General features: G+C 69.2%; 22 protein-coding genes and 2 pseudogenes. 7 read left to right on the plus strand and 17 right to left on the minus strand.

The window, feature by feature from the left end:
• Nucleotides 1-74: 74 nt before the first annotated feature.
• Both ACIA73_RS08020 and ACIA73_RS08025 read right to left on the minus strand, forming a co-directional pair.
• A complete protein-coding gene (locus ACIA73_RS08020; RefSeq protein WP_399437488.1) occupies nt 75-743 on the minus strand; it encodes a thioredoxin domain-containing protein in 669 nt (222 codons plus the stop codon).
• Between the two features lie 399 nt (nt 744-1,142).
• Nucleotides 1,143-1,538 carry a hypothetical protein gene (locus ACIA73_RS08025; RefSeq protein WP_399437489.1) on the minus strand — a complete coding sequence of 132 codons (396 nt, stop codon included), beginning with the start codon at nt 1,536-1,538 and terminating at the stop codon, nt 1,143-1,145.
• A gap of 354 nt (nt 1,539-1,892) precedes the next feature.
• Here ACIA73_RS08025 and ACIA73_RS08030 point away from each other — a divergent pair, with 354 nt between their 5' ends.
• The 5 genes and pseudogenes from ACIA73_RS08030 (at nt 1,893) to ACIA73_RS08050 (ending at nt 7,133) form a co-directional block, all read left to right on the plus strand.
• Nucleotides 1,893-2,417, plus strand: coding sequence for a transposase family protein (locus tag ACIA73_RS08030; protein WP_399437490.1), 525 nt, complete (start codon nt 1,893-1,895; stop codon nt 2,415-2,417).
• Between the two features lie 107 nt (nt 2,418-2,524).
• Nucleotides 2,525-2,798: pseudogene (locus ACIA73_RS08035) on the plus strand (ISAzo13 family transposase); the annotation flags it as partial.
• Between the two features lie 127 nt (nt 2,799-2,925).
• A complete protein-coding gene (locus tag ACIA73_RS08040) occupies nt 2,926-4,077 on the plus strand; it encodes an RNA-guided endonuclease InsQ/TnpB family protein (RefSeq protein ID WP_399437491.1) in 1,152 nt (383 codons plus the stop codon).
• A 198-nt stretch (nt 4,078-4,275) separates the two neighbouring features.
• Nucleotides 4,276-5,421: pseudogene (locus tag ACIA73_RS08045) on the plus strand (alkaline phosphatase D family protein); the annotation flags it as partial.
• 5 nt (nt 5,422-5,426) lie between these two features.
• Nucleotides 5,427-7,133, plus strand: coding sequence for a serine/threonine-protein kinase (locus tag ACIA73_RS08050; RefSeq protein WP_399437492.1), 1,707 nt, complete (start codon nt 5,427-5,429; stop codon nt 7,131-7,133).
• Nucleotides 7,134-7,191: 58 nt separating this feature from the next.
• On the opposite strand, the gene ACIA73_RS08055 is transcribed toward ACIA73_RS08050, so the two are convergent.
• The gene (locus ACIA73_RS08055; RefSeq protein ID WP_399437493.1) at nt 7,192-7,761 is read right to left on the minus strand and encodes a dienelactone hydrolase family protein; all 570 of its coding nucleotides are present in this window, start codon (nt 7,759-7,761) and stop codon (nt 7,192-7,194) included.
• A gap of 30 nt (nt 7,762-7,791) precedes the next feature.
• On the opposite strand from ACIA73_RS08055, the gene ACIA73_RS08060 reads away from it, so the two are divergent.
• Nucleotides 7,792-9,012 carry a mechanosensitive ion channel family protein gene (locus ACIA73_RS08060; protein WP_399437495.1) on the plus strand — a complete coding sequence of 407 codons (1,221 nt, stop codon included), beginning with the start codon at nt 7,792-7,794 and terminating at the stop codon, nt 9,010-9,012.
• Nucleotides 9,013-9,103: 91 nt separating this feature from the next.
• Here ACIA73_RS08060 and ACIA73_RS08065 read toward each other — a convergent pair whose 3' ends face one another.
• The 6 genes from ACIA73_RS08065 to ACIA73_RS08090 form a co-directional block, all read right to left on the minus strand.
• Complete coding sequence (locus ACIA73_RS08065; RefSeq protein ID WP_399437496.1) at nt 9,104-10,291, minus strand: DUF418 domain-containing protein; 1,188 nt, start codon at nt 10,289-10,291, stop codon at nt 9,104-9,106.
• A gap of 159 nt (nt 10,292-10,450) precedes the next feature.
• Entirely contained in the window at nt 10,451-12,037 is a 1,587-nt protein-coding gene (locus tag ACIA73_RS08070) for a Na+/H+ antiporter (RefSeq protein ID WP_399437498.1), read from the minus strand.
• A 144-nt stretch (nt 12,038-12,181) separates the two neighbouring features.
• On the minus strand, nt 12,182-12,649 hold the full coding sequence (locus ACIA73_RS08075; protein ID WP_399437499.1) for a GNAT family N-acetyltransferase: 468 nt from the start codon (nt 12,647-12,649) through the stop codon (nt 12,182-12,184).
• Nucleotides 12,646-13,587: an RluA family pseudouridine synthase gene (locus tag ACIA73_RS08080; RefSeq protein ID WP_399437500.1), complete on the minus strand. Its 942-nt coding sequence runs from the start codon at nt 13,585-13,587 to the stop codon at nt 12,646-12,648. The genes ACIA73_RS08075 and ACIA73_RS08080 overlap by 4 nt, the downstream gene beginning before the upstream one ends.
• Nucleotides 13,588-13,661: 74 nt before the next feature.
• Nucleotides 13,662-14,339: a signal peptidase II gene (lspA, locus tag ACIA73_RS08085; RefSeq protein WP_399437501.1), complete on the minus strand. Its 678-nt coding sequence runs from the start codon at nt 14,337-14,339 to the stop codon at nt 13,662-13,664.
• A 440-nt stretch (nt 14,340-14,779) separates the two neighbouring features.
• Nucleotides 14,780-15,721, minus strand: a complete 942-nt coding sequence (locus ACIA73_RS08090) for a TraR/DksA family transcriptional regulator (protein WP_399437502.1) — start codon at nt 15,719-15,721, stop codon at nt 14,780-14,782.
• 599 nt (nt 15,722-16,320) lie between these two features.
• Between ACIA73_RS08090 and ileS the strand changes: the two genes are divergently transcribed.
• On the plus strand, nt 16,321-19,470 hold the full coding sequence (gene ileS, locus ACIA73_RS08095; RefSeq protein WP_399437503.1) for an isoleucine--tRNA ligase: 3,150 nt from the start codon (nt 16,321-16,323) through the stop codon (nt 19,468-19,470).
• A gap of 197 nt (nt 19,471-19,667) precedes the next feature.
• Here the strand turns inward: ileS and ACIA73_RS08100 are convergent, their stop codons facing one another.
• The 8 genes from ACIA73_RS08100 to murG form a co-directional block, all read right to left on the minus strand.
• Complete coding sequence (locus tag ACIA73_RS08100; protein ID WP_399437504.1) at nt 19,668-20,840, minus strand: DivIVA domain-containing protein; 1,173 nt, start codon at nt 20,838-20,840, stop codon at nt 19,668-19,670.
• Nucleotides 20,841-20,889: 49 nt separating this feature from the next.
• The gene (locus ACIA73_RS08105) at nt 20,890-21,186 is read right to left on the minus strand and encodes a YggT family protein (RefSeq protein ID WP_399437505.1); all 297 of its coding nucleotides are present in this window, start codon (nt 21,184-21,186) and stop codon (nt 20,890-20,892) included.
• An 80-nt stretch (nt 21,187-21,266) separates the two neighbouring features.
• Nucleotides 21,267-21,878 (minus strand): cell division protein SepF, encoded by a 612-nt coding sequence (locus ACIA73_RS08110; protein ID WP_399437506.1) that lies wholly within the window; start codon nt 21,876-21,878, stop codon nt 21,267-21,269.
• A gap of 125 nt (nt 21,879-22,003) precedes the next feature.
• A complete protein-coding gene (locus tag ACIA73_RS08115; RefSeq protein WP_399437507.1) occupies nt 22,004-22,759 on the minus strand; it encodes a YggS family pyridoxal phosphate-dependent enzyme in 756 nt (251 codons plus the stop codon).
• Nucleotides 22,760-22,762: 3 nt separating this feature from the next.
• Nucleotides 22,763-23,497 carry a peptidoglycan editing factor PgeF gene (pgeF, locus tag ACIA73_RS08120; protein ID WP_399437508.1) on the minus strand — a complete coding sequence of 245 codons (735 nt, stop codon included), beginning with the start codon at nt 23,495-23,497 and terminating at the stop codon, nt 22,763-22,765.
• Nucleotides 23,498-23,511: 14 nt separating this feature from the next.
• Nucleotides 23,512-24,720 (minus strand): cell division protein FtsZ, encoded by a 1,209-nt coding sequence (gene ftsZ, locus ACIA73_RS08125; protein WP_399437509.1) that lies wholly within the window; start codon nt 24,718-24,720, stop codon nt 23,512-23,514.
• Between the two features lie 276 nt (nt 24,721-24,996).
• Entirely contained in the window at nt 24,997-25,800 is an 804-nt protein-coding gene (locus ACIA73_RS08130) for a cell division protein FtsQ/DivIB (protein ID WP_399437510.1), read from the minus strand.
• Nucleotides 25,801-25,832: 32 nt separating this feature from the next.
• Nucleotides 25,833-26,927 carry an undecaprenyldiphospho-muramoylpentapeptide beta-N-acetylglucosaminyltransferase gene (gene murG, locus ACIA73_RS08135; RefSeq protein WP_399437511.1) on the minus strand — a complete coding sequence of 365 codons (1,095 nt, stop codon included), beginning with the start codon at nt 26,925-26,927 and terminating at the stop codon, nt 25,833-25,835.
• Between the last annotated feature and the right edge of the window lie 4 nt (nt 26,928-26,931).

Below are 26,931 nucleotides of genomic sequence, written 5' to 3' on the forward strand. Positions count from 1 at the left end.
ACGAAACGGCAGCCACTTCCTCGCCTTCCTCGGCCTCGCCGCCACCCTGACCTGCTACAAGAAACTCGCCAAACTCACCACGTGAGACATCCTCTTAGCTCGGCCACCGAATCCGCAATCTTGAGCAGATAGGAATCCCACCTGAAATCATCCTGAGATTCACCGGGATGATTTCTCTTTGAATAAAGGGCAGCCTTGTAGGACATGAAGGCTTGGGGGCTCACATCCAAAGCCGCTCCGAGCGCACTGAGCGCATTCTTCGAACCTTCACCTTCCCCGATCGAACTCATATCTTTGGATAGGTAATCTCCGTCAATAAACGTGGTCCCAATAAACTGAATATTATACTTTCCGGAGTTCAGATCGCCCTCAATCCTCTTTCCTATATTTTGCTCGAGGACCGCGCAAACAGGGCAGCGCGGATCTTCGTAAATCTTTAGCGTGTGTTTCGCATCCGGCCTTCCTATTGTGACAATGGTGCCATCTTCCCCCGAAGAATTCGACGGAGCTACCAGCGGCTTTTCTACAACACTTAGCCAGTAGCTTTCGAGTGCTTGAGTTCCACGCCCACCTCCATCTCTCATCAGATACCCAACACCCCCTATTACCATTAGAGATCCAGTAGCGATAACACCTACAATTATCCGACGCCTTCTTTTTTCGAACCTCATCCGCATGGCCCGCTCTGCTAGCCGGCGCGCACGTGCATCATCATGTTGGGGCTGCTCGTCGATGGTCTTCATTTCCGTATCCACCTCTCCTGGGCGGTTCCGCCGCCGCTCAATCCCGCGGGTTGGCATCACCATGCTGTCGTCAAGGGCCGGTACTGCACACCTCACGGGAGACGCCCCCCGTCAAGGCGATATTGAGCGCGTCTGCATCCGCATAGAGGTCTAACCCGACTCGGAGGAAACTGCGTCCCCCCGGGGCCCTCAAATATCCCATTAACGTGAATTGGCCGCCGCTTGCGCGACGGCCAATTCTGACTACCACAGGAAAGAATACAGCCAGTAGAAGCTAACCCCATTCTCGCCTCGTGCAACCCTGCGGCTAGGGGCTCGTGAGACAGTGAATTCCCTACACGCGTCGCTTGCAACCTGCGGTGTCAATTCCCTGGCCGACCACCTGTTCTCGCGCGAGGCCTAAGAGGCGGTCACCTTGGTGCTGTTAGCGTATTCCTGATTTCCGATGAAAATTCTGATAGTCAACTGCTCATTCTCCCAGACATTGCGACTACCCGTCTTGCAAACAGTTCCGCCAGTCGAATTGGCTTCAGTTGCGAGGCGCCAGCTGCCACCGGGATCGGACCACATTACTTCACCAACGGCCTTTTTGCCGTCGTTCCACAGGTCGCAAACTTTCCAGCTGTCACCGTTGGCGTACCAGTTCATGCTGGCAAAATGGAGGATGTTCCCCGTCCATTCGGTCTTCTGTGCGTAGATAAGAGCATTTCCGGCAGAGGCCGGACCGACCCCCATAACAGTAGCCATAGCAACTGTTCCTGCCCCAACGGCCACGCGAGAAAGAATCTTCTTCATTTCCCCCACCTGTTCAGTCAGTCGCGCCGTTGGGCACACCCTGTGCCCAACGGCGCTAAATTTATGCGACATTCGAACCTGCGTGGCACCTTTTCCGATAACCCATAGCGTGACCTACATCACATCTTCACACATTGCTCGAATCGGCCATTTCCCTTTCAATCAACCAAAAGAAATGCGAAGTATCTAAGCTAAGAGGGTTGCTGCGGCACAAGATCCCCAAGTCGCCCCACTCCCGGTTCCCTCTCCCGGGACGATTGCAAAGTCACGGTGTTGTCGTGAGTGGGCAGGTCACAACGGTGTGACGATGCCGAGAGTGTCCGCAACTGGACGCATCGAAGCTCCGTTGTGGAGGTGACCTTCCCAAGTCGCCGTCCCGCAACGGAGCTTCGGTGTGCCGTCTGTCTGGTCAAGTCGCCCACCCGTCAGCACCGTGCGATCGGCCCGTTGGCCGAGCGGCTACGGGCACTGGCTGATCCGCGGTGCCGGCGCGGGAAGCGTCACCCCTTCGTGGCAGTGCTGCTGATCTCCTGCTCCGTCGTGGTGGGTAGTGCGAGGAGTTTCGTGGCGATCGGCGAGTGGGCGGCCGAGGCCCCGCAGGATGTCCTGGCCCGGCTCGGTGCCCATACCGCGACCGCTCTGGCCGTACATGTCCCTCCCAGCGGTGCGACGATCCGCCGGGTCGTCAGGGACACCTGCCCCGGCGGGCTGGCCGACCTCCTCGGAACCGCCGCCGGACTCAACCTGATCCGCCTCGACAGCTGGTGGACCGACACCCCGTTCCCCCGGAACCCGCATCAGCTATTTTTTCCCGACTCAGCCTCGACCTGGCAGCCTGACCACCGAATCGGACAACAGAGTCCTTCAGCCGGGAGGTGAAACCGATCAATTGCCACGGAGGGGTCCGCAGACCAACCCGGCAAACGGGTCTCCGGTAGATCACACTGTGTCCCGCAACCGCTGCCTGATACAAGCAACGGCATTGGCCGGGAACGTCGAAGTGGAACAGAATCGAACACCGGCTGTTCTCGCACATCAGCATGAACTGGCGTGGGCGCCACCTGACCAGCTACGACGTCATCCTGCAGTGCATCGCGGCCACTACCACCCGCACGGGACTGCGCCTCGAGGCCCGGCGACGAACAGCTGGCCGCCCTGCCCCTTCGCTGGCATGACGTCCGCCCAGACGGGAACTACACCATGCTCCCTGTCTCGCCTTCAACAGCAGTCCAAACCATCCGTGACGACTCAAGTAATTAATTCGTTCTAGGCCCGAACCGGGACGCGAGACGAGTCAGGGTGGCAGAGGTTACGCGGTTTCACCGGATCGGATGATCCGGCGGGAAGATGTCTTCGGGTGGGGTGCGAGTGTCTACGCTCCGGTGTCATGCAGTTGCGGTACTCCTTCCGGCTCGAACCGACCCCGTTCCAGGAGCAGTTGCTGGCGCGGACCTTCGGCTGCGCGAGAGTGGTCTACAACGACGCCCTCGTCCTCCGCCGGGCCGCGTACGCGGCGAGACAGCCCTGGATCAAGGCAGGGGACCTGTCCAAGACGGTCCTGACCCAGGGCAAGAAGCGGGCGGAGCGGTCCTGGCTGGGAGAGGTATCCTCCGTCGTGCTCCAGCAGTCGCTGCGGGACCTGGAGTCCGCCTACCGTGCGTTCTTCGACTCTCACAGCGGCAAACGCAAGGGCCCGCCAGTCGGTCCCCCGTCGTTCAAATCACGGAAGGACCGCAGGCAGTCGGTGCGGTTCACCACCAACGCCCGCTGGAAGATCACCGAGGAGGGGCGGCTGCTCCTGCCGAAGATCGGCGAGATCCCGGTGCGCTGGTCCCGCCCGCTGCCCACCACCCCCTCCACGGTCACCGTGACCAAAGACCCGGCCGGACGGTACTTCGCGTCCTTCGTCGTGGAGACCGATCCGGACACCGACGCCCAGCGGTGGCCCATCGAGGACACCGCTGGCCGCGAGATCGGCCTGGACATGGGCCTGTCCCACTTCGTTGTGCTGTCCACCGGGGAGAAGATCGCCTCGCCGAGGTTCCTGCGCCGCGCGGAGAAGAAACTCAAGAAGCTCCAGCGCCGCCACTCCCGCAAGCAGAAAGGCTCGAAGAACAAGGAGAAGTCCCGCCGGATGCTGGCCCGCCAGCACGCCAAAGTCGCCGACGCCCGCCACCACTTCCACCACGAGCTGTCCTCAAAGCTGGTCCGCGAACACCAAGCGGTCTACGCCGAGACACTCAACGTGAAGGGCATGGCCCGCGGCAACCTCGCCAAATCCATCCACGACGCCGGCTGGTCGAGCTTCCTGGCCATGCTCGAATACAAAGCAAACCGTTACGGCAGAGTCTTCCAGCGAGTCGGGCGGACCTTTCCGTCCTCGCAGCGGTGCTCGGTCTGCCACCGCATCGACGGCCCCAAACCCCTCAAGGTCCGCACCTGGACCTGTGAAGGGTGCGGGACCGTCCACGACCGGGACACCAACGCGGCCGACAACACCCTCCAAGAGGGAAGACGCCTGCACACCCTGAACCCATAGCACCAGGTCGCCGAGGGATATCACAGGAGACCCAAAACGCCTGCGGAGCGACGATAAGACCAGGGACCCAGCGTCCCGGCACGACGTGATGAACCAGGAAGCCGAGGAATCCGGCCCCGACACCCGTGCCGCCTAGCGGCACAGCAACAGGACCGGAAGGCCAGAACCCCCTTCCTTCAAGAAGGGGTTGCATGTCAATTCTCCCCGTACCGCCATCTCGCGGCCCGCGCCGACCTGGACGCGATCCTGCACCTGGGCGACTACCTCTACGAGTACCGGACCGGCGGCTACCCGGAGCCGAAGTACGTCGTACGGCAGCACGAGCCGCAGCACGAGATCGTCACGCTCGCCGACTACCGCACCCGGCACGGCAAGTACAAGACCGACCCGGACCTCCAGGCGCTGCACCACAGACACCCGTTCGTCGCGATCTGGGACGACCACGAGTTCGCCGACAACGCGTGGTCGGGCGGCGCCACCAATCACACCCCGGACACCGAGGGCGACTGGACGGCCAGGATGGCCGCCGCCAAGCAGGCCTACTTCGAGTGGATGCCGGTCCGCACCTCCACCGAGGGCACCGTCTACCGCCGGCTGCGCTGGGGCAGGCTCGCCGACCTGCACCTCCTCGACCTGCGCTCGTTCCGCGACGAGCAGGCCCCGATCGGCAGCGGCAAGGCCGACGACCCCGACCGCACCCTGACCGGCCGCGCCCAACTGGACTGGCTGAAGGCGTCGCTCGCCTCCTCCGACGCCGCCTGGAAACTGGTCGGCACCTCGGTGATGATCTCGCCGGTCGCCTTCGGCTCGGTCCCCGCGCACCTCCTGGAGCCGATCGCCGAACTCGTCGGCCTCCCCAAGGAGGGCCTGGCGATCAACACCGACCAGTGGGACGGCTACACGGACGACCGCAAGGAACTCATCGGCCACCTCACCGGCAGGGGCATCTCCAACACCGTCTTCCTGACCGGTGACATCCACATGTCCTGGGCCAACGACGTGCCGGTGAAGGCCGCGACGTACCCCTCCTCGGGCTCCGCGGGCGTCGAGTTCGTGATCACCTCGGTGACCTCCGACAACCTGGACGACATGCTGCACGTCGCCCCCTACACCCTCTCGCTGGTCGCGGGTACGGCCGTGACGGCCGCCAACCGGCATGTGAAGTGGGTCGACATGGACGCTCACGGGTACGGCGTGCTGGACGTCACCGCCGAGCGCTCGCAGATGGACTACTACAAGGTGTCCGACAAGTCCCGCCGGGACGCGACGAGTTCGTGGTCGAGGTCCTACCGGACTCTTTCCGGAACTCAGCGGGTGGAGCGGGTGCACCAGCCCGTACGCTGACCCGCATGCACGGGGGCGACGGACAGGACGGGCAGGACAGCGGGCAGGGCGGCGGGCGGCGGGTCGTCGACGGGCGCTTCGAGCTCGTCGAGCGGCTCGGCAGCGGTGGCATGGGCACCGTCTGGCGGGCCCGTGACCTGGCACTGCACCGTGAGGTGGCCCTCAAGGAGGTGCGCCCGCCCGATCCCGCCCTGTCCGCCGCCGACCCGACGGCCTCGCGCACTCCGCGCGCCCGTGTGCTGCGCGAGGCACGGGCGCTGGCCCGGATCAGCCACCCGAATGTGGTGACGATCCACCACATCGTGGACGCCGAGGATCCGGCGGGCTCCGTCGGGGAGGCCGGCCCCTGGCTGGTGATGGAACTGCTGCCCGGCATCTCCCTCCAGCAGCGCCTGGACTCGGGCCCGCTGGACTTCCGGGAGGCCGCCCGCCTCGGCCGCCAGGTACTGGCCGGGCTGCGCGCCGCGCACGCCGCCGGGATCTGCCACCGGGACGTGAAACCGGCGAACATCATGCTCCGCCCCGACGGCACCGCCGTCCTCACCGACTTCGGCATCGCCGCACTCGCCGACGCCTCCCCGCTGACCCTGACGGGCGAGTTCATCGGCTCGCCCGAGTTCATCGCGCCGGAGCGCATCCGGGGCGCCACGGACGCGCCCGCCGCCGACCTCTGGTCGCTGGGCATGCTGCTGTACGTCGCCGTGGAGGGCCTCAGCCCGATGCGCCGGGGCAGCACGCTGGCCACCCTGGCGGCCGTACTCGACGATCCCGTGCCACCCCCGCGGCTGGCCGGGCCGCTGGGCCGCGCCCTTTCGGAACTCCTGGTCAGGGACCCGGCTGCGCGCCCGGACGAGACCCGTCTGGACGCACTGCTCGCGGAGGCGGAGGCGGGCCGCGAGCCGGCCCCCACCCGGCCGGCCGGGACGCTCCCGCCGTCGGCCCACCCCTCCGTACCCCCGCCCCCTCCCCCGCCCGCCGGGCAGTTCGGGCCCGCCGCGGCCACACCCGCGTACGCCCTGCCGACCGTCGGCCCGCAGTACGTCCCCGCACCCGGCCCGGGGCCCGCCGCCCGGCGTCGGCGCACCGCGCTGGTGGTGGCCGCCTCAGTGGTCGCCCTGGCCGTCCTGGGCACCGGGACATACCTACTGACCAGGGGTGATGCCGACAAACCCAGGGACCGGGCGACCGGTGTCACCACGTCCCCCGGCTCGCCGGGCACCCCCGGAAGCGGCGGCGCCCTTCCCTCCGGTTCCCCGCTGCCCACCGCCCCCGGCACCCGCCAGGTCCCTCCGCCGAGCGGCCCCACCACGGCTTCGCCGTCGGCCGACGCCCCGTCCCCGTCCCCCTCGCAGCCGGAGCCCCCGCCCCCGCCTGCCACCCCGTCCGGCCACTGGATCGCCCAGCTCCACTCCGAGCCGGGCACCTCCGGGAGAGCCACCGTGGACGCCAGGCTGGCGGCGGTCCGCCGCCAGGTTCCCCACGCGCGGGTGTTGCGCAGCGACGACTTCGCGGCGCTGCGCGCGGGATACTGGGTGATCTATGCACCGGGCCCGTTCGAGAGCGGGCGGGCGGCCCTCGCGTACTGCGCCCTGCACGGCCGTACGACCGCGAACCAGTGCGTCGGCCGCTGGCTCAGCGACACGGCCGCCGACCGCGTCTACCTGTGCGGCCCGCCCGCGAGCAAGCCGAAGGGCCGCTGCACCCGCCGGTGACCGGCGTCCCCGGCGCCGTCGGAGTCCTCCGGGTCCTCAGAGCGTGTCCAGCGGGTCCTCAGAGCGTGTCCAGGAACCCCAGCGCGACCCGCCACGTCTGCTCGGCCGCCTTCTCGTCGTAATCGGGCAGCTCGGCGTCGGTGTAGAGGTGCCCGGCACCCGGGTAGCGGTAGACCTCGACATCGGCGCCGGTGCGCTGCATCCGGAGGTACCAGACGTTCAGCCAGTCGTCCGACTCGAACGGGTCCGGGGAGGCGACGTGCAGCTGTACGGGCAGCTCGTCGACCGTCGCGCCCTCGGCGATGTCCGAGGTGCCGTGCAGCAGAAGCAGCCCGCGCGCCCTGTCGTCGCCGAGCGCGAGGGTCTGGGCGACGGAGCCGCCCAGTGAGAAGCCGGCGTAGACCAGCCCCTTGTCGGAGTGGGGTGCGGCGGCGAGCACGGCCCGCTTCAGGAGTTCGTCGCGGCCGATCTTTTCGAGGAGTTCCTGACCTTCCTCGGCGGTGTCGGCCGTTTGCCCCTCGTAGAGGTCGGGCACGTGCACCTGGTGCCCGGAAGCGCGCAGCCGATCCGCTGCGGCATTCACGGCCGGGCGCAGACCGTAGACGGAGTGGAAAAGAATGATGTCCATTCCGCAATCCTGCCAGTTAGCGTCGGAGTCATGGAGAACGTACTGCGCCCGTTGATCGTCCTGGGTGGCTCGGTCGTGCTCACGCTGTTCGTCGGCTGGGTAGTCGACGTCGTGCTGCGCCGGGCCGATGCCCGTCACCACGAGACCCCGCTGTGGGGGCTGCTGCGGCGTTGCCGGCCGCCCCTCATGGTGGTGCTGCTCGCCGCGCTCCTGCGAGGGGCTTACGACCAGACCAACCTGAAGATCGTCGAGGATCACGAGGCCGGTATCGGCCAGGTCCTCAGCCTCGTCCTGATCGCCGCGACCGCCTGGCTGATCGTGCGGGTCGTCGCGACCGTCCTGGAGGCCTCGTACGCGCGATACGCGTCCCAGCAGTCCAGGGACGCCGCCCGGGTCCGCCGGGTCCGTACCCAGGTCACGCTCATCATGCGGATCGTGACCGCCGTCGTCGGTGTGGTCGCGGTGGCCGCGATGCTGATGACCTTCCCCAATATGCAGGCCATCGGAAAGTCGATGCTGGCCTCGGCCGGAATCATCGGCATCGTCGCCGGTGTGGCCGCCCAGTCCACCCTCGGCAACCTCTTCGCGGGCTTCCAGATCGCGTTCGGCGACATGGTGCGGATAGGCGACACCGTGGTCGTGGACGGGGAGTGGGGTGTGGTCGAGGAGGTCACACTGACCTTCCTCGCGGTACGGACCTGGGACGAGCGCCGGATCACCATGCCGGTGTCGTACTTCACCAGCAAGCCGTTCGAGAACTGGTCGCGCGGCGGCGCCCAGATGACCGGCACCGTCTTCCTCCAGCTCGACCACCACGCCCCCGTCGCGGCGATGCGCGAGAAGCTCCGGGAGATCCTGGCGGCCACTCCTTCCTGGGACGGCCGCGACTGGAGCCTGGCGGTGACCGACACCACCCCCAACACCATCGAGGTGCGGGTGGTGGTCACCGCGAAGGACGCCGACGACATCTGGACCGTACGGTGCGCGGTGCGCGAGCAGCTCATCGGCTGGCTCTGCGAGAAGCACCCGTACGCCCTGCCCAAGGTCAGCACGGCCGAGGCGGTCCCGCTCCCGGGCGGCCAGTGGCCCACCCGTGCCTCCTCCAACGGCCGCGCCCCGCGCCCCGAGGAGCTGGGCACCAACAACGCGGACATCCGCACCGACGACGACGCCCCGCCCCCGGGCGCGGACCGTCAGCGGGCGGCCGCCGCTTCGCAGGACGGCTCCGTGCCGAACACGGGCCGCGGTTAGCCGCTCCGCCCCGGCACGCCCGGAGGCCGGACTCTCCCCCGTGGGAGTCCGGCCTCCGGTGTATGCGGGGCTGCTGCGGTTCGTGCGCCGGCTAGCGCCGCAACAGCTTCTTCTGTACGGATTCCAGCGGTCCCGTCCCGAAACGGCGCAGCCACAGGGTCGACGCCACCATCAGCAGCGCGCCCACGCCCGCCCAGACCCCCATCACCCACCAGGGGCCCAGGTGCGCCCAGCGGGCCGCGAGGCCGAGGCCGAATCCGTAGAAGAGGAACATGCACAGGACGTTCTGCAGGACGTAGCCGGAGAGCGCGCACCTGCCGACCGCGCCGAGCCCGGCGACCAGCCGTGAGCCGCCGCCGAACCGGTCGAGGAGGGCGCCGGCCAGGCCGATGAGGCCCAGCGCGACGACCGGGGCGGCGACGTACCGCTCGATCAGGAAGAAGTCGCCACCGCCGATTCCGGCGGCCACCGTGAGCGGCAGGCCGACGCCCAGGCCCCAGCGCAGCAGCCGGGACCGCAGTGCCCGGCCGCCCGGGTCGTCGGCGAAGGCACCCGCGCGGAAGAGGCGTACGCCGAGCAGGAAGAGGAACACCAGCAGGCCGAAGGTGAGCACCGGCTCGATGCGCAGCGGCAGAGCGTTCTGGAGGCGGAAGAGCACCTGGTCCGTCCAGCTGCCGTCCGCGTAGAGCGCGACCACGTCGGGGTCCACGCCCTTGCCGCCGCCTCCGTCGGCCCCGGCGAGCACCCAGGAGCCCACCAGCATGAGGGTGAGGTGCAGAGCCCCCTGGGTCCACATCAGGATCCGCTGGAAGCGCTCGCCGCGTGTCAGCGACCAGGCGACCAGGAGGGCGGTGACGGCGTACCCCATCAGCACGTCCCAGGCGAAGACCAGGGCGAAGTGCAGGGTGCCCTCGGCGAAGAGGAACAGTGCCCGCCACTTGTACGGCCCCGGCCACGGAGTGCCGCGCCGCTGCGCCGAGCCGAACTGGATGGCGAGCCCCACGCCGAACAGGATCGTCAGCAGCGACAGGAACTTGCCGTCCGCCAGCAGCCGGAAGACGCCCTCCGCCGCCCCGCCGACCGTCCCGTCGGTGAGCGTCTGCTCGAACCCGCCCAGGAGGATGCCCACCTCGGAGCCCGGCGCGGCGAAGATCCAGACGTTGGTCATCAGAGTGCCGAGGATGGCGGCCCCCCTCAGCACATCGAGCAACGGCAGCCGTCTGCCGCTGCTCGTGGGCTGCGGACGGGCACCTTCGACGGCAACGGTCGCTTCGGTCACGACGGGCTCAACTCCCCTGGCTGGACTGCCCTTTCATCGTCGCCGCCCGATCACCCCCACACCTCATGACCAAAAACGACCCCCACTCCACCCTTCGATGCAGCCATCCCCCACCCGGGTACACCTCACGTGCTACACCCCCGCCCCCGTACCCTCGCCCTACCTCATACTCCGCAGATCCAACTGATGCAGCACCCGATCCACCACCTCCGGATCCACCCCCACCTCATTGCGCGCCGCCAACACCTCATGCCTGGCCGCCGACATCATTTCCCGCTGGATCCGCATCACCGCCTTCACCCGCCCCACCCGCGACGCATACGCCTCCCGCCGCTCCTCGTCCACGATGTCCGGGCTGATCCGCGCCCCGATCTCGAACGCCCCCCGCTGCAACCTCTCGGACACCTCCTCCGGAAGCTCCTCGACCTCCTCGATCTCCCGCAGCCGCCGCCGCGCCGCCTTCGCCGCCCGCACCGCGAGCATGTGCTCCAGATCCCGCTCGACGTCGGTGTCCGCCCGTACGCCCAGCTTCCGCACCAGCCAGGGCAGGGTCAGCCCCTGGAACACCAGCGTCGCCATGATCACGCAGAAGGCGACGAAGAGGATCTCGTCGCGCGCCGGGAAGGCCTCCCCCGAATCCGTCTTCAGGGGGATGGCCAGCACCAGCGCGACCGAGGCCACGCCCCGCATCCCCGCCCACCACATGACGACGGTCTCCCGCCAGGTCATCGGAATGTCCTCGTCCACATCGCGCCGCTTGTGCAGTCGCTTGGCGAGCCAGGTCGCGGGCAACAACCACAGCAGCCGTACGCCGACCACCACGCCCACCACTACCGCACCCCAGCCCAGCATCTCGCCGAACCGCCCGTCCGCGAGCCCGAAGACGGAGTGCAGCTCAAGCCCGATCAGCCCGAAGGCGACCCCGGTGACCAGGGTGTCGACGATCTGCCAGAAGGTCTGCCCGGCCAGCCGGCCCATCACATCGTCGGCGTCGACGGCGTGCGAGGCGAGGTACAGCGCGGAGGTCAGCACCGCCAGCACGCCCGACCCGAGGAACTCCTCGGCCAGTACGTAGCTGATGAACGGGACCAGCAGCGTCAGCCCGATCTGGAGGGTGGCATCGCCGAGGTAGCCCATCAGCTTGTTGCTGAGCCAGCCGAGCCCGCCGCCGACCGCAACGGCGACCACCGCGGACAGCACCAGCTCACCCATCGCCCGCGGCCAGGAGAAGGTGCCGCTCACTGCGGCGCCGATCGCCACGTGGTAGAGCACGATCGCGGTCACGTCGTTGAAGAGCCCCTCGCCCTCCAGGATCGACACCAGCCGCCGGGGCAGCCCCAGTGAGCCCGCCACCGCGGTCGCCGCGACCGGGTCCGGCGGCGCGACCAGCGCCCCGAGCGCGACGGCGGCGGCGATCGGCAGTCCGGGCACCATGGCGTTGGCGACGGCGGCCACAGCAGCGGTGGTCACGAAGACGAGCGCCACCGCGAGCAGCAGGATCGGCCGGAAGTTGGCGGTGAACTGCCGCCAGGAGGTTCGCTGCACCGCCGCGTACAGCAGCGGCGGCAGCACCAGCGGAAGGATGTACTCCGGCGGGATGTCCGGATTCGGTACGAACGGGATGAGCGCCAGCACCACCCCGGCCAGCGTCATCAGCACCGGCGCGGGCAACCCCAGCCGCTCCCCGAGCGGCACCGAGACCACCGCACCGAGCAACAGCACGAACAACAGGGCCAATTGGTCCACGGGGTGCCCTCCGGGCCACTCGAAGCAAAGACGATCAAGGCTTCAAGCGTGCCACGAAGCGTGACAAAACGTCATGGAAGGGGTGCCGTACGAGCACGAAGGGGTGCCGTACGAGCACGAAGGCACCGCTCCACCCAACCGCCGTCAGAGAGTGCGGCGCATCGCCCGGTGGTCGATGTCCGCGTCCAGGAAGACGGGCCCGTACGCCTCGTACCCCAGCCGCTCGTAGAAACCCAGCGCATGGGTCTGCGCGTGCAGGTCGATCGCAGTCAGCCCGCGCGCCCGCGCCACGTCCTCGATACCACGCACCAGCGCCGCCCCGACGCCGAGACCGCGCGCTGCCCCGCTCACCGCGAGCCGCCCGAGCGAGCCGACCTCGGGGCCCGCCCCGGTCTTCCCGGCGGCGTCGGCCCCGTGCAGCAACCGCCCGGTGCCCAGCGCGGTGCCGTCCTCCGCGATCGCCAGGACATGCGCCGCCGTCGCGTCGTACTCGTCGTACTCAAGCTCCGCGGGCACCTCCTGCTCGACCACGAAGACCTCCTTGCGCACCGCGAAGCACGCCTCGCGGTCCCCGGGCCCTGCGGCCTCCCGCACCAGGTAGGCGGTGGTCACTCGCTCTCCGCCCGGATCACGTCCAGCGCGTGCTGGAGGTCGTCCGGGTACGGGCTCTCGAACTCGACCCAGTCGCCGGTGCCCGGGTGGGTGAACCCGAGCCGCATCGCGTGCAGCCACTGCCGGGTCAGGCCCAGACGCTTGGCCAGCGTCGGGTCAGCGCCGTAGGTCACGTCGCCGACGCAGGGGTGGCGGTGGGCGGACATGTGCACGCGGATCTGGTGGGTGCGCCCGGTCTCCAGCTTGATGTCGAGCAGGCTGGCCGCCCGGAACGCCTCGATGAGGTCGTAGTGGGTGACGGAGGGCTTGCCCTCGGCGACGACCGCCCACTTGTAGTCGTGGTTCGGGTGGCGGCCGACGGGGGCGTCGATGGTGCCGCTCATCGGGTCCGGGTGGCCCTGGACCAGTGCGTGGTAGCGCTTGTCCACGGTGCGCTCGCGGAACTGCGTCTTGAGCGAGGTGTAGGCGCGCTCCGACTTGGCGACGACCATCAGGCCCGACGTACCGACGTCGAGGCGGTGCACGATGCCCTGGCGCTCGGCGGCACCGGACGTCGAGATCCGGTAACCGGCGGCGGCGAGGCCACCGATCACGGTCGTCCCGGTCCAGCCGGGGCTCGGGTGCGCGGCGACGCCGACCGGCTTCACGATCACCAGGACGTCGTCGTCGTCATGGATGATCTCCATGCCCTCGACGTGCTCGGCGACGATCTGGATGGGTGCGGGGGGCGCCGGCATCTCGACCTCAAGCCAGGCCCCGCCGTGCACGCGTTCGGACTTCCCGACCACCGAGCCGTCGACCTGGACCTTTCCGGCAGCGGCGAGCTCGGCCGCCTTGGTCCGGGAAAACCCGAACATCCGGGAAATGGCGGCGTCGACGCGCTCGCCCTCAAGGCCATCGGGAACGGGCAGGGTGCGGATCTCGGGAATCGTACTCACCCGTCGAGTATGCAGGACCGCACCGACAAGCCCTTACCGAAAGCCCCTCCGCACCCTCCGCCGACCCTGTGACCTCAGTCCTTGTGGACGGTCCCGTCCGGGTCCAGACCCTTGAACGACAGGATCACGATCAGGATGCCGCCGCAGACGATCGCCGAGTCGGCGAGGTTGAAGACGGCGAAATTGGCCGGGGCGATGAAGTCGACGACCGCCCCCTCCAGGAATCCGGGGGTCCGGAAGATCCGGTCGGTGAGGTTGCCCAGCGCACCGCCGAGCAGCAGCCCGAGCGCGATCGCCCACGGCAGGCTGTACAGCTTGCGGGCCAGCCGGGCGATCACCACGATCACCGAGGCGGCGATACAGGTGAAGACGACCGTGAACGCCTCGCCCCAGCCGAAGGCGGCCCCCGCGTTGCGGATCGCCCGGAACTGCAGCAGTTCCCAGATCACGTTGATGGTCTCGCCGCTGGGCTCCAGCTTGGCGACCACGAGCAGCTTGGTGCCGAGGTCCAGGGCGTAGGCGAGCAGCGCGACCACGAAGAGGACCGCGAGCTTCCGCCCGCCCTTCGCGGCGGCAGGCGTCTCCTCGGCGCCTTCGACGTCCTCGGACGCACCCTCGCCGGTGCTCTCCCCCGAGGCCAGGCCCGCACTCTCCTCGGCAGCCGTACCCGCAGCGCCCTCGTCCTTCGAGGGCTGCTCCGGCCCGGCGCCCTCCACATCTGGCGTACCGATGATGCGCTCCGCCTCTGCCACGGTTAAGTCCCTCGCCCTCGTACCTGACTGCTGCGGCCTCCCGGGGAAGCCACAGTGAGCACGAGACTACGGCACACACGTACGGCCCCCGAGAGCTCCCACCCCCATCAACCCCCTTGGACGACGGGGCCGCGCCCCCTCCCCGCGCTACCCCAGCCCCCTTGGACGACGGGGCCGCGCCCCCTCCCCGCGCTACCCCAGCCCCCTTGGACGACGGGGCCGCGCCCCCTCACCGCGCTACCCCAGCCCCCTTGGACGACGGGGCCGCGCCCCCTCACCGCGCTACCCCAGCCCCCTTGGACGACGGGGCCGCGTCCCCTCCCCGCGCTACCCCAGCCCCCTTGGGCGGCGGGGCCGCCCCCGGGGGCGGAACGGGCGGGCAAGGGGGCGGCCCCCGACGGAGTCGCACCCCACCCACCCCGGCCCCGTACCCCCACCCCCTAGTACCGCCTCTCCTGCTTCTGCTTGCACTCCACACACAACGTCGCCCGCGGAAACGCCTGCACCCGCGCCTTCCCAATCGGGTTCCCGCAGTTCTCACAGATCCCGTACGTCCACGAGTCCAGCCGGTCCCGGGCCCGCTCCGTCTGCTCCAACATCTCCCGCGCGTTGGCCGCGAGCGACATCTCGTGCTCCCGCGTGATGTTCTTGCTGCCGGTGTCCGCGTCGTCGTCCCCCGCCCCGTTCCCGGAGTCCCGCATCAGCCCGGTCAGCGCCTCCTCCGAGGAGGCGATCTCGGCCCGCAGCCGCAGGATCTCGCTGTCCAGCTCGGCCCGCGCCTCGGCCACCTCCTCCGGGGTCCAGGGGTCCTCCCCCGGACGTACCGCGAGCTCACCGGGCACCACCGCCGTGGTCGCGCGGGCGGCCGGCACCGCCTTCTTCCTGGCCGTCGCGGCCCCGCCCGTACTCTTCTTCGCCACCACTGTCCCGACTCCCGTCTCCGCGGCCTCGGCCGTCCCCTCGGCCGCGGCTGCGGCCTGCTTCCCGGCCGCCTCGGCAGCAGCCCCGGAAGCCGTCTCACCGGCCACGGCCTTCTTGGCCGCCGCCTTCTTCGCAGATGCCTTCTTCACCGGCACCTCGCGCGCCGGCACCTCGCCCGGTGCCGTCTTCTTCCCCGCGGCCTTCCTCCCCACGGTCTTCTTGGCCGCGGTCTTCTTGGCCGCAGGCACCGCCTTCTTCGCCACCACCTTCTTCGCCACGGCCTTCTTGGCCGCGGGCACCGCCTTCTTCGCCACGGCCTTCTTCGCGGCCGTCTTCCCCGGCGCGGCCCGCTCGGCCGCGCCCACGCCCTGCTCCTCGTCGGCGGGCTGCGTTCCGGCCGCCGCTCCGGTGGTTCCCGTCGACGCCGATCTGTTCGTTCCGGCGGTCTTGTCAGCCACCATGGCCGCGGCCCCTTCACAATGTGTGATCTTGCACGCGAATCGTGCTGGGACGATAAGTCGACCCCAGGACCGCGGCAACGGGACGCACCGCCGGTTCAGCCCTCCCCACGTCGTCTCCAGACGAACCTGCATCCGTTGTGCCCAGCTCTCCGCCGGGTAACCGCCCCACGAGTGCGCGCCCGCACTCCGCCCGCCGCCGTATGGCCATTCGGGTCACCCCGGCCCGTGACCCGCCCCCGTACCGCCTCCGCCGCCGTACCCCCGGACCGCTCTCCGGGAAACCGGTCTGCCGTCCCGCACCCCGCCCCGTACACTGGGCCCAGCGAAAGGCATCGATGGGGCCGAGTAGCGCCGCACGCAGCGACGAGCGATCCGGGGACGGTGAGAGCCCGGAGGCGAGCACGGCGTGAAGCATCACCCCTGAGCCGCCGGAAGAAAGTCCTCCACCTCGTGGCGGGCGACTAGACCCGGCAGCGCGACCCCAATGAGGGGGCCACGGACGCGAGCCGTCCGGGGCCAAGGAGGGTGGTACCGCGGGAGCCGCAGGGTTCTCGTCCCTCCGACGGAAGCAGTTCAGTCCGCCGGAGGAAGAGCGCCCGATGTCATCGCCGATGCCGCAGTACAACCCGGTCCCCGCGCAGGTCGACCTGCCCGCGCTGGAACACGCCGTCCTCGACTTCTGGGCGGAGGCCAAGGTCTTCGCCAAGTCCCTCGAAGCGTCCGAGGGCCGCCCCGAGTGGGTCTTCTACGAGGGTCCGCCGACCGCCAACGGCATGCCCGGCGCCCACCACATCGAGGCCCGCGTCTTCAAGGACGTCTTCCCCCGCTTCCGCACGATGCAGGGCTACCACGTCGGCCGCCGTGCGGGCTGGGACTGCCACGGCCTCCCGGTGGAGCTCGCCGTCGAGAAGGAACTCGGCTTCAACGGCAAGAAGGACATCGAGAACTACGGCATCGCCGCGTTCAACGACAAGTGCCGCGCGTCCGTCACCCGTCACACCGACGCCTTCGCCGAGCTGACCGAGCGGATGGGTTACTGGCTCGACCTGGAGAACCCGTACCGCACGATGGACCCGGAGTACATCGAGTCCGTCTGGTGGTCCCTGAAGGAGATCTTCAACAAGGGCCTCCTCACCCAGGACTACCGGGTCGCCCCCTGGTGCCCCCGCTGCGGCACCGGCCTCTCCGACCACGAGCTGGCCCAGGGCTACGAGACGGTCGTCGACCCCTCGGTCTTCGTCCGCTTCCTCCTGACCGGCGGCCCCCTCGCGGGCAAGGCGGCCCTCCTGGTCTGGACGACGACCCCCTGGACCCTGGTGTCCAACACGGCCGTCGCCGCCCACCCCGAGGTCACCTATGTCGTCGCCACCGACGGCGAGGAGAAGCTCGTCGTCGCCGCGCCCCTCCTGGAGAAGGCCCTGGGCGAAGGCTGGGTGACCACCGGCGAGTCCTTCACCGGCGCCGAGATGGAGCGCTGGACCTACCAGCGCCCCTTCGAACTCGTCGAGTTCCCGGCCGAGGCGCACTACCTCGTCAACGCCGAGTACGTCACCACCGAGGACGGCACCGGCCTCGTCCACCAGTCCCCCGCCTTCGGCGCCGACGACCTCGTCGTCTGCAAGTCGTACGGTCTCCCGGTCGTGAACCCGGTCCGCCCCGACGGCACCTTCGAGGAGGAGGTCCCGCTCGTCGGCGGCGTCTTCTTCAAGAAGGCCGACGAGAAGCTCACCGAGGACCTGGCCGCCCGCGGCCTGCTCTTCCGCCACGTGCCGTACGAGCACAGCTACCCGCACTGCTGGCGCTGCCACACGGCGCTGCTCTACTACGCGCAGCCGTCCTGGTACGTCCGCACCACCGCCGTCAAGGACCGTCTCCTCGAAGAGAACGAGAAGACCAACTGGTACCCGGACACGGTCAAGCACGGCCGCTTCGGCGACTGGCTGAACAACAACATCGACTGGGCCCTGTCCCGCAACCGCTACTGGGGCACCCCGCTGCCCATCTGGCGCTGCGAGGACGACCACCTCACCTGCGTCGGCTCCCGCGCCGAGCTGACCGAGCTGACCGGCGAGGACCAGTCGTCCCTGGACCCGCACCGCCCGTTCATCGACGACGTCACCTTCGCCTGTACGCACGAGGGCTGCGCCCTTGACGCCACCCGCGTGCCCGAGGTCATCGACGCCTGGTACGACTCCGGCTCGATGCCCTTCGCGCAGTGGGGCTACCCGTACAAGAACAAGGACGTCTTCGAGAAGCGCTACCCGGCGCAGTTCATCTCGGAGGCCATCGACCAGACCCGCGGCTGGTTCTACACGCTGATGGCGATCGGCACCCTGGTCTTCGACAAGTCGAGTTACGAGAACGTCGTCTGCCTCGGCCACATCCTCGCCGAGGACGGCCGCAAGATGTCCAAGCACCTGGGCAACATCCTCCAGCCCATCCCGCTGATGGACCAGCACGGCGCGGACGCCGTGCGCTGGTTCATGGCGGCCGGTGGCTCCCCCTGGGCGGCCCGTCGCGTCGGCCACGGCACCATCCAGGAGGTCGTCCGCAAGACGCTCCTCACCTACTGGAACACGGTCGCCTTCCAGGCCCTGTACGCCCGTACGTCGAACTGGGCGCCCTCCGCCGCGGACCCGGCCCCCGCGGAGCGCACGGTCCTCGACCGCTGGCTGCTCTCCGAGCTGAACGCCCTCGTCGACCAGGTCACGCAGGCCCTGGAGTCGTACGACACCCAGCGTGCGGGCAAGCTCCTCTCGGCCTTCGTCGACGACCTCTCCAACTGGTACGTGCGCCGCTCGCGCCGCCGCTTCTGGCAGGGCGACAAGGCGGCCCTGCGCACCCTCCACGACGTCGTGGAGACCGTCACCCGCCTGATGGCCCCCCTGACCCCCTTCATCACGGAGCGGGTCTGGCAGGACATGGTCGTGCCGGTCACCCCCGACGCGCCCGAGTCCGTCCATCTCTCCAGCTGGCCGCAGCCCGACCTGGCGGCCATCGACCCGGCCCTCTCCACCCAGATGGCGCTGGTACGCCGCCTGGTCGAGCTGGGCCGTGCGACGCGCGCCGAATCGGGCGTCAAGACCCGCCAGCCCCTCTCGCGCGCCCTGGTCGCGGCCAACGGCTTCTCGGCACTCTCCCCCGAGCTCCAGGCCCAGATCACCGAGGAGTTGAACGTCTCCTCGCTGGCCTCCCTCTCCGAGGTCGGCGGTTCCCTCGTCGACACGACCGCCAAGGCCAACTTCCGGGCACTCGGCAAGCGTTTCGGCAAGGGCGTCCAGGACGTGGCGAAGGCCGTCGCCGCCACCGACGCAGCGGCTCTCTCCCTGGCCCTGCGCGAGGGCGAGGCCCCCCTCGTGGTGAACGGCGAGACGATCCTCCTCACTCCCGAGGAGGTCATCATCACCGAGACCCCCCGCGAAGGCTGGTCCGTCGCCTCGGACTCCGGCGCGACGGTCGCCCTGGACCTCGAAATCACCCCGGAACTCCGCAAGGCCGGCCTCGCTCGGGACGCGATCCGGCTGATCCAGGAGGCCCGCAAGAACTCCGGCCTCGACGTCGCCGACCGCATCGCCGTCCGCTGGACCTCCACCTCCCCGGAGACCACCGAGGCCCTCTCCGCCCACGCCCCCCTCATCTCCGACGAGGTCCTTGCCACGGACTACGCCGAGGGCACCCCGGACGCCACCTACGGCTCCCCCTTCACCGACGAGCCCCTCTCCCTCACCTTCCACCTCCGCAAGCTCTGACCCCCACACCCCCCAAGGGCCCGGAGGCACCCCCTCCGGGCCCTTCCCTTTCCCCACCCCCCACACAGAGCTCAACTCCCCCCGCCCCCGGCTCCCCCACCCCCAACGCAAAAAAGGGTGGGCCCCAGGACCGAAGTCCCGGGGCCCACCCCTCAGCCTGCCGACGGCTACACGCTAAACAAGCGTGCACGCCCCCGTCAGTTGTCGTCCTCGTCAATCAGGAACCCACGCATCGGCGAAGGCGCCTGCTGCATCGGCTGCGGCCCCTGCGGCCGCACCGGCGCCATCGGCTGGGTCATCGCCGGCGTCATCTGCTGCTGACCGCCGTACGACGGAGCACCGTTCTGCTGGCCACCCATGGACGGGCCGCCCATCGACGGGTTGCCACCCATCGAGTGCCCCATCGAGCCCGCACCGGCCGGTGCCATCGTGCTGCTCATCTGCGGGGCCGGCGGCAGGGATGCCGTCGCCGGGGTGCGCGGCGGAGCGAGCGAGTCGTCGGCCTGGGTCTCCAGCTGACGCAGCTGCGACTCCAGGTACGACTTCAGACGCGTCCGGTACTCGCGCTCGAAGCCGCGCAGGTCCTCGACCTTGCGCTCCAGCGTGGCGCGGGCGGACTCCAGCGAGCCCATCGCGACGCGGTGCTTCTCCTGCGCGTCCCGCTCCAGTGCGTCGGCCTTGGCACGGGCGTCCCGCTCCAGACCCTCGGCACGCGAACGGGCCTCGCCGACAATCTTGTTGGCCTCGGAACGGGCCTCCGCGATCGCCTGGTCAGCGGTCTGCTGCGCCAGCGAGAGCACACGGGCGGCGCTGTCGCCACCCGGCTGCGGCATCTGCTGCTGCGGCGGCTGCTGCATCGGCTGCTGCTGCATGGGGCCGCCCATCGGGCCCTGACCCATGCCGCCCTGCATCGGACCCTGACCCATGGGGCCGGGACCGTGCTGGCCCTGCATCGGACCCTGACCCATCGGGCCGGGACCGTGCTGGCCCTGCATCGGACCGGGGCCCTGCTGGCCGCCGGGGCCTGCCGGGAGCTGGAGCTGGCCGCCCTGCTGCTGCATCTGCTGCTGCTGCGGGGGCTGCTGCTGCTGGGGCGGTCCGGATATGGCCGCGGGGACGGGCGCGCCCGGGCCACCGGGCCGGTTGTCCTGCGGCTCGGGCTTGCGCATGCCCTGCTGCTGCTGGTTCTGCGCTGCTGCACGGGTCGCCGCGGCCAGCTTGGCGCGCAGGTCCTCGTTCTCTCGGAGCAGACGGGTCAGCTCGGACTCGACCTCGTCGAGGAACGCATCAACCTCGTCCTCGTCATAGCCTTCTCGAAGGCGGACGGTCGTGAACTGCTTGTTCCGCACGTCCTCGGGGGTCAGCGGCATCTCTTCTTCACCTCTACGTAGTCGTCGGCAGTCGGCAAGACCGTATCGCTCACATCCCGCGCCCAATGCTGCTCACAACACTGATCAGGATGTAGACGATGATCATCAGAACGAAGAAGGACAGGTCGAGTGCCACGCCCCCGAGACGCAGCGGCGGAATGAACCGCCGCAGAAGCTTGAGCGGTGGATCGGTGACAGTGTAGGTGGCCTCAAGAACGACCACCATCGCCTTGCCGGGTTGCCATGAACGCGCGAACTGAAAGACGTAATCCATGACGAGCCGGAAAATCAGCACGACCAGGAAGCACATCAGCGCGATGTAGATCACGTCCAGTGCGATGCCCATTCCTGCGCGTCCCTCTCCCCTGGCTCTCGCCTCAGTCCGGCCTCACGGCCGGTTGTTCCGGTGTCCTGCTCTCGGCTCCGTCAGCTCTGGTTGAAGAAGCCGCCCTCTGCGATACGGGCCTTGTCCTCCGCCGTGACATCGACGTTAGCAGGCGACAACAGGAACACCTTCTGCGTCACTCGCTCAATGCTGCCATGCAGACCGAAGACCAGTCCCGCGGCAAAGTCGACAAGTCGCTTCGCGTCCGTGTCGTCCATCTCCGTGAGGTTCATGATCACCGGAGTGCCCTCGCGGAAGTGTTCCCCGATGGTACGGGCCTCGTTGTACGTCCTGGGGTGCAATGTGGTGATGCGGTACGGCTCCCGCTCGGACACGACCTTGGGCATGATCACCGGTGCGTTCTTCTCCAGGCTCGGACGTTCAGGTGTGATGGACGCCACGGGGGCGATTCGTGCAGGTCGTCCGCTTTCCGCCGGAAGCTGAACGGGCTCACGGGGGGCCGGCGGCTGTGCCACTCGTACCGGTTCGTCCCGTTCCCGCTCGACCTGGTGCGGGGGCTGGTGCCGACGGTGGTCGCGCTCCGGCTCCGGCTCGGGCTCGAAGTCGTCGTCGGGGTCAAAGCCCCGGCCGTCGTACCCATCGTCCTCCACGAGGCCGAGGTAGACCGCCATCTTGCGCATAGCGCCGGCCATTTCCTGAGTCCTCCGCTCTGTGGTGGATCGGCCTCGTCACCAAGTACCCGCGATCCACTGGGCCTGCCCACTGAATAGTGGGGATGACCATATTTTCTGCATGTGGTCCGACTTGCTTCGCGACGTTACCCGAGGCGAGGACGGACGCCGAGTACCGCAGTGCCGACGCGTACATGTGTCGCACCCGCCGCCACCGCCTCTTCGAGGTCCGCGCTCATTCCCGCGGACACCATGGTGGCAGCCGGATGTGCGGCGCGCAGGCCGGACGAGATTTCCATCAGCCGCGCGAAGGCGGCCTGTTGGCGGCCGGCGTACTCCCCGGAGAGGGGGGCCACCGTCATCAGGCCGTCCAGCCGCAGCCCCGGGGCGTTGGCCACCGCGGCGGCCAACGCCTCGACGCCGTCCGGCGACACACCGCCCCTTTCGCCCCGTTCGCCGGATTCGGCGTCCAGGGCCACCTGGAGCAGGCAGCCCACCTCGCGCTCCGCCCGCACCGCCGCCGAGGACAGCGAGCCCACCAGCTTGAGCCGGTCGACCGACTGCACCTCATCGGCGTAAGAGACCACCGAGCGCACCTTATTGGTCTGCAACTGCCCCACGAAGTGCCAGGTCAGCGGCAGGTCGGCACAATCGGCGGCCTTGGGGGCCGCGTCCTGGTCGCGGTTCTCCGCGACATGACGCACCCCCAGCCCTGCGAGCAGCCGGACGTCACTCGCCGGGTAGGTCTTGGTGACCACGATCAGGGTCACCTCTTCACGCGCGCGCCCGACAGCTGCACAAGCGGAAGAGATACGTTCCTCCACCTGTGCCAGGTTCGAGGCGAGTTGGTCCTTGCGCGCGGGCAGCCCCGAAAGGTCCGCGCTCTGCGTACGGTCCGTCATGTCCTACCCGTCCAGCCAGACATATCCGGCGAGCCGCCCCGTGGTGCGGTCCCTCCGGTACGAGAAGTGGTCGCCCGACTCGCGGGTGCAGACCGGGGACTGCGCCCTGGCGGACACCCCGAGCGCCGCCAGCTGGGCGTGCACGGCGGCGGTCACGTCGACCGCCGGGGTCCCCCAGCTGGTCTCGGCCCAGGCCGCCGGTTCGGACGCGGCCACCTCGGCCCGCATCTCCCGGGGAACCTCGTAACAGCGCCCGCAGACCGCGGGCCCCGTCCGTGCCGTGATGCGGGAGGGATCCGCGCCGAGCCCGGTCATCGCCCCGACCGCGGCGGGCACCACCCCGGCCAGCATTCCCGGCCGTCCCGCGTGCACCGCCGCGACGACCCCGGCGACGGGGTCGGCGAGCAGTACCGGGGTGCAGTCGGCGGTGAGCACCGCGAGGGCGAGCCCGCGACGGGCGGTCACCAGCGCGTCGACCGCCGGGACTTCGGAGCCGGCGGGCCAGGGGCCTTCGACGACCGCGACCTCCCGGCCGTGCACCTGGTTCATCCAGACCACCTGCGCCGGATCGAGCCCCAGGGACTCGGCGGCCAGGCGGCGGTTCTCCCGTACGGCCGAGGGGTCGTCCCCCACCGCGCCGCCGAGATTGAGCTGCTCGTACGGAACGGCGCTCACCCCGCCCCACCTGTCGGTGAAGGCGAAGTGCGCGCCGCTCTCGTCGTCGTAACGCTGTATCACTTAAGGCGTCCGGGTCACTTCAGGAAGTCCGGTACGTCCAGCTCTTCGGCGCTGTCCGCGTAGGACGGACGGGCCGGCGGGACGTGCGGAGCCTGCGGGGCCGGGGCCTCGCTGACCGGGGCGGGCTGCTCGACCGGAGCCGGGGCTTCCTCGCGCACGGGTACGGAGCCGATGCCGGACTGGCGCACGGGCTCGGGCGCCGGGCGCGAAGCCGGGGCGCTCTCCTCGCGCTTGCCCGCACCGGCACCCAGGACGTTCTCGCGCCGGGCCGGCGGCTGTCCGCCGTCGAATCCGGCGGCGATGACGGTGACCCGTACCTCGTCGCCCAGGGCGTCGTCGATGACGGCGCCGAAGATGATGTTGGCCTCCGGGTGGGCGGCCTCGCTGACCAGCTGGGCGGCCTCGTTGATCTCGAAGAGACCGAGGTCGGAGCCACCGGAGATGGAGAGCAGCACGCCGCGGGCGCCGTCGATGGAGGCTTCCAGGAGCGGCGAGGAGATCGCCATTTCCGCTGCCGCCACCGCGCGGTCGTCGCCACGCGCCGAGCCGATGCCCATGAGCGCCGAACCGGCCTCGGACATGACCGACTTGACGTCGGCGAAGTCGAGGTTGATCAGACCGGGGGTGGTGATGAGGTCCGTGATGCCCTGGACACCGGACAGCAGGACCTGGTCGGCCGACTTGAAGGCGTCGAGGACAGAGACCTGACGGTCGCTGATCGACAGCAGTCGGTCGTTGGGAATGACGATGAGGGTGTCAACCTCTTCGCGGAGCTGGGCGATGCCGTCCTCCGCCTGGTTCGCGCGCCGCCGGCCCTCGAAGGTGAACGGGCGGGTGACCACACCGATCGTCAGGGCGCCCAGCGAGCGGGCGATGTTGGCGACGACGGGTGCGCCACCGGTTCCGGTGCCACCACCCTCGCCTGCCGTCACGAAGACCATGTCGGCCCCCTTGAGGACCTCCTCGATCTCTTCGCGGTGGTCCTCTGCCGCCTTCCGGCCGACGTCGGGGTTGGCGCCGGCGCCGAGGCCCCGGGTGAGTTCACGGCCGACGTCCAGCTTGACGTCGGCGTCGCTCATCAACAGCGCTTGCGCGTCGGTGTTGATGGCGATGAACTCGACGCCCTTGAGACCGACCTCGATCATCCGGTTGATGGCATTGACACCACCGCCGCCGACACCGATGACCTTGATGACTGCGAGGTAGTTCTGCGGTGCTGCCACGTCGAAGGCCTCTCGCCTCGATTTACGTGCCGCCACGGAGTTTGCAGCGCCGCGACGACTGATGCCGATTTGGGACGGTCCGATACGCCGACCCGAACCCTAACGCTGAAGTTTAGGGTTACCAGTGTGTCTGTTCCTTGGACTCTTCCGAACAGGACACTAAGTCGACAAGTGGTGCGCGTTCAACGAACACGCCGAACCTCCCGTTTTTCTTTTCACCCTATGTGATCACCCATATCGCTGACCAACCAGGGGCCCGACCTGCTGAACGTGCCGTCAACTCGCCCTGGCGGCAGGTGCGCCGGGCGCGCTGACATCGAAGTGTCCGGCGTCCGGCACGGCCTTCATCAGGGCGAGGAGCGCCCGGGACTTGGCCGCGTTGTCCTCACCACTGCCCCAGAAGACGCTCCGGTCACGGGTCAGTTCCAGCGTGATCGAGTCGAACGAAGTCACTTTCACCGCCGCCAGGTTACGGGCCAGGGCCGAGGGAAGTTCACCTGCGACGCGCACCGCCTCGTCGAGAAGACGCTGTTCGCCGAAGCGGCGCAGACTAGGTGAACGCTGTGCGGCCAATTCCAGTCGGGGTACCCCCGCAGGAGCCTTTGTCACCGTGGCGAACCGCACACCCTGGTGGTCCACTTCGATGAACTTTGCGCCCTTTTCGATGAGCAGTACGGGCTTTCGCTCCGTCACTTTCAGACCGATTCCGTTCGGCCACGAACGGACCACGTCGATCGTGTCGATCCGGGGCAATTCCTTGCGCAACCGGTCCTCCAGGGCACCGGTGTCGACGGAAATCATCGGCACTCCGGTCGGCACGTGCGCCGCGGCGAGCACCTCTTCGGCGGTCAGAACCCGGGTGCCGGTGGTACTCACATGCTCCACGCGCAGCCAGTTGGAGCCGTAGAGCGCCCAGACCCCGCCACCCGCGAGCAGGATCGCGAGGGCGAGCAGGAGAACGACCGGGCGGCCGACGGGAATTCGCGGGAAGCGTCCCGGGCGCCCCGTGCGGGGCGCCCGGTCGGTGGCCGGACCGCTCTGTTCTTTCGTGCCGCGTTCGCGGGTGGTCGGTCCGGCCACGTGCTTGTCGCCTCCTGCGTGAAGGGGGCCGGTCAGCCGGCCCGGCGTGCTGCGATCGCCTGGTGGACCATGCCGACGAGGAGCTCGTCGGCGTCCCGGCGGCCGAACTCCGCGGCCGCGCGCGACATCTCGTAGAGACGGTGCGGGTCGGAGAGGACGGGCAGGACGTTGGCCTGGACCCACTCGGGGGTCAGGACCGCGTCGTCCACCAGGAGTCCACCGCCGGCGTTGACCACCGGCTGGGCGTTCAACCGCTGTTCGCCGTTGCCGATGGGCAGCGGGACGTAGGCGGCGGGAAGCCCGACGGCGGAGAGTTCGGCGACGGTCATGGCACCCGCGCGGCAGAGCATCATGTCGGCCGCGGCGTATGCCAGGTCCATCCGGTCCACGTACGGTACCGGGATGTAGGGCGGCATACCGGGCATGTTGTCCACGCGCGGCATCTCGTTCTTGGGACCGACCGCGTGCAGGATCTGGATTCCGGCCCGCTGGAGGTACGGGGCGGCCTGCTGGACCACCTCGTTGAGGCGCCGGGCGCCCTGCGAGCCGCCGGAGACCAGCAGCGTCGGCAGGTTCGGGTCGAGCCCGAACGCGGCACGCGCCTCGGGGCGGACGGCCCCGCGGTCCAGGGTGGCGATGGTGCGGCGCAGCGGGATGCCGATGTAGCGGGCACCCCTCAGCTTGCTGTCGGGCGTGGAGACCGCGACGGCGGCCGCGTACCGCGAACCGATCTTGTTGGCCAGGCCCGGGCGGGCGTTGGCCTCGTGGACGATGATCGGCACCCCGAGGCGCTTGGCCGCGAGGTAGCCGGGCAGGGCGACGTAGCCGCCGAAGCCGACGACGCAGTCCGCCTTGGTGCGCTCCAGGATCTGCTCGGCGGCCTTGATGGTCCCGCGCAGCCGCCCGGGGACGGTGATCAGTTCAGGGGTGGGCTTGCGGGGCAGCGGCACCGCGGGGATCAGCCCGAGTTCGTAACCGCGTTCCGGAACCAGCCTGGTCTCCAGGCCCCGTTCCGTGCCGAGGGCCGTGATCCCCACGGTGGGGTCCTGCCTGCGCAGGGCGTCCGCGAGGGCGAGCGCGGGCTCGATGTGGCCGGCGGTCCCCCCACCGGCGAGTACGACATGCACCGAA

Origin of the sequence: Streptomyces sp. NPDC051561, assembly GCF_044454195.1 — a bacterium.
In the GTDB taxonomy this organism is placed as follows: Bacteria; Actinomycetota; Actinomycetes; order Streptomycetales; family Streptomycetaceae; genus Streptomyces.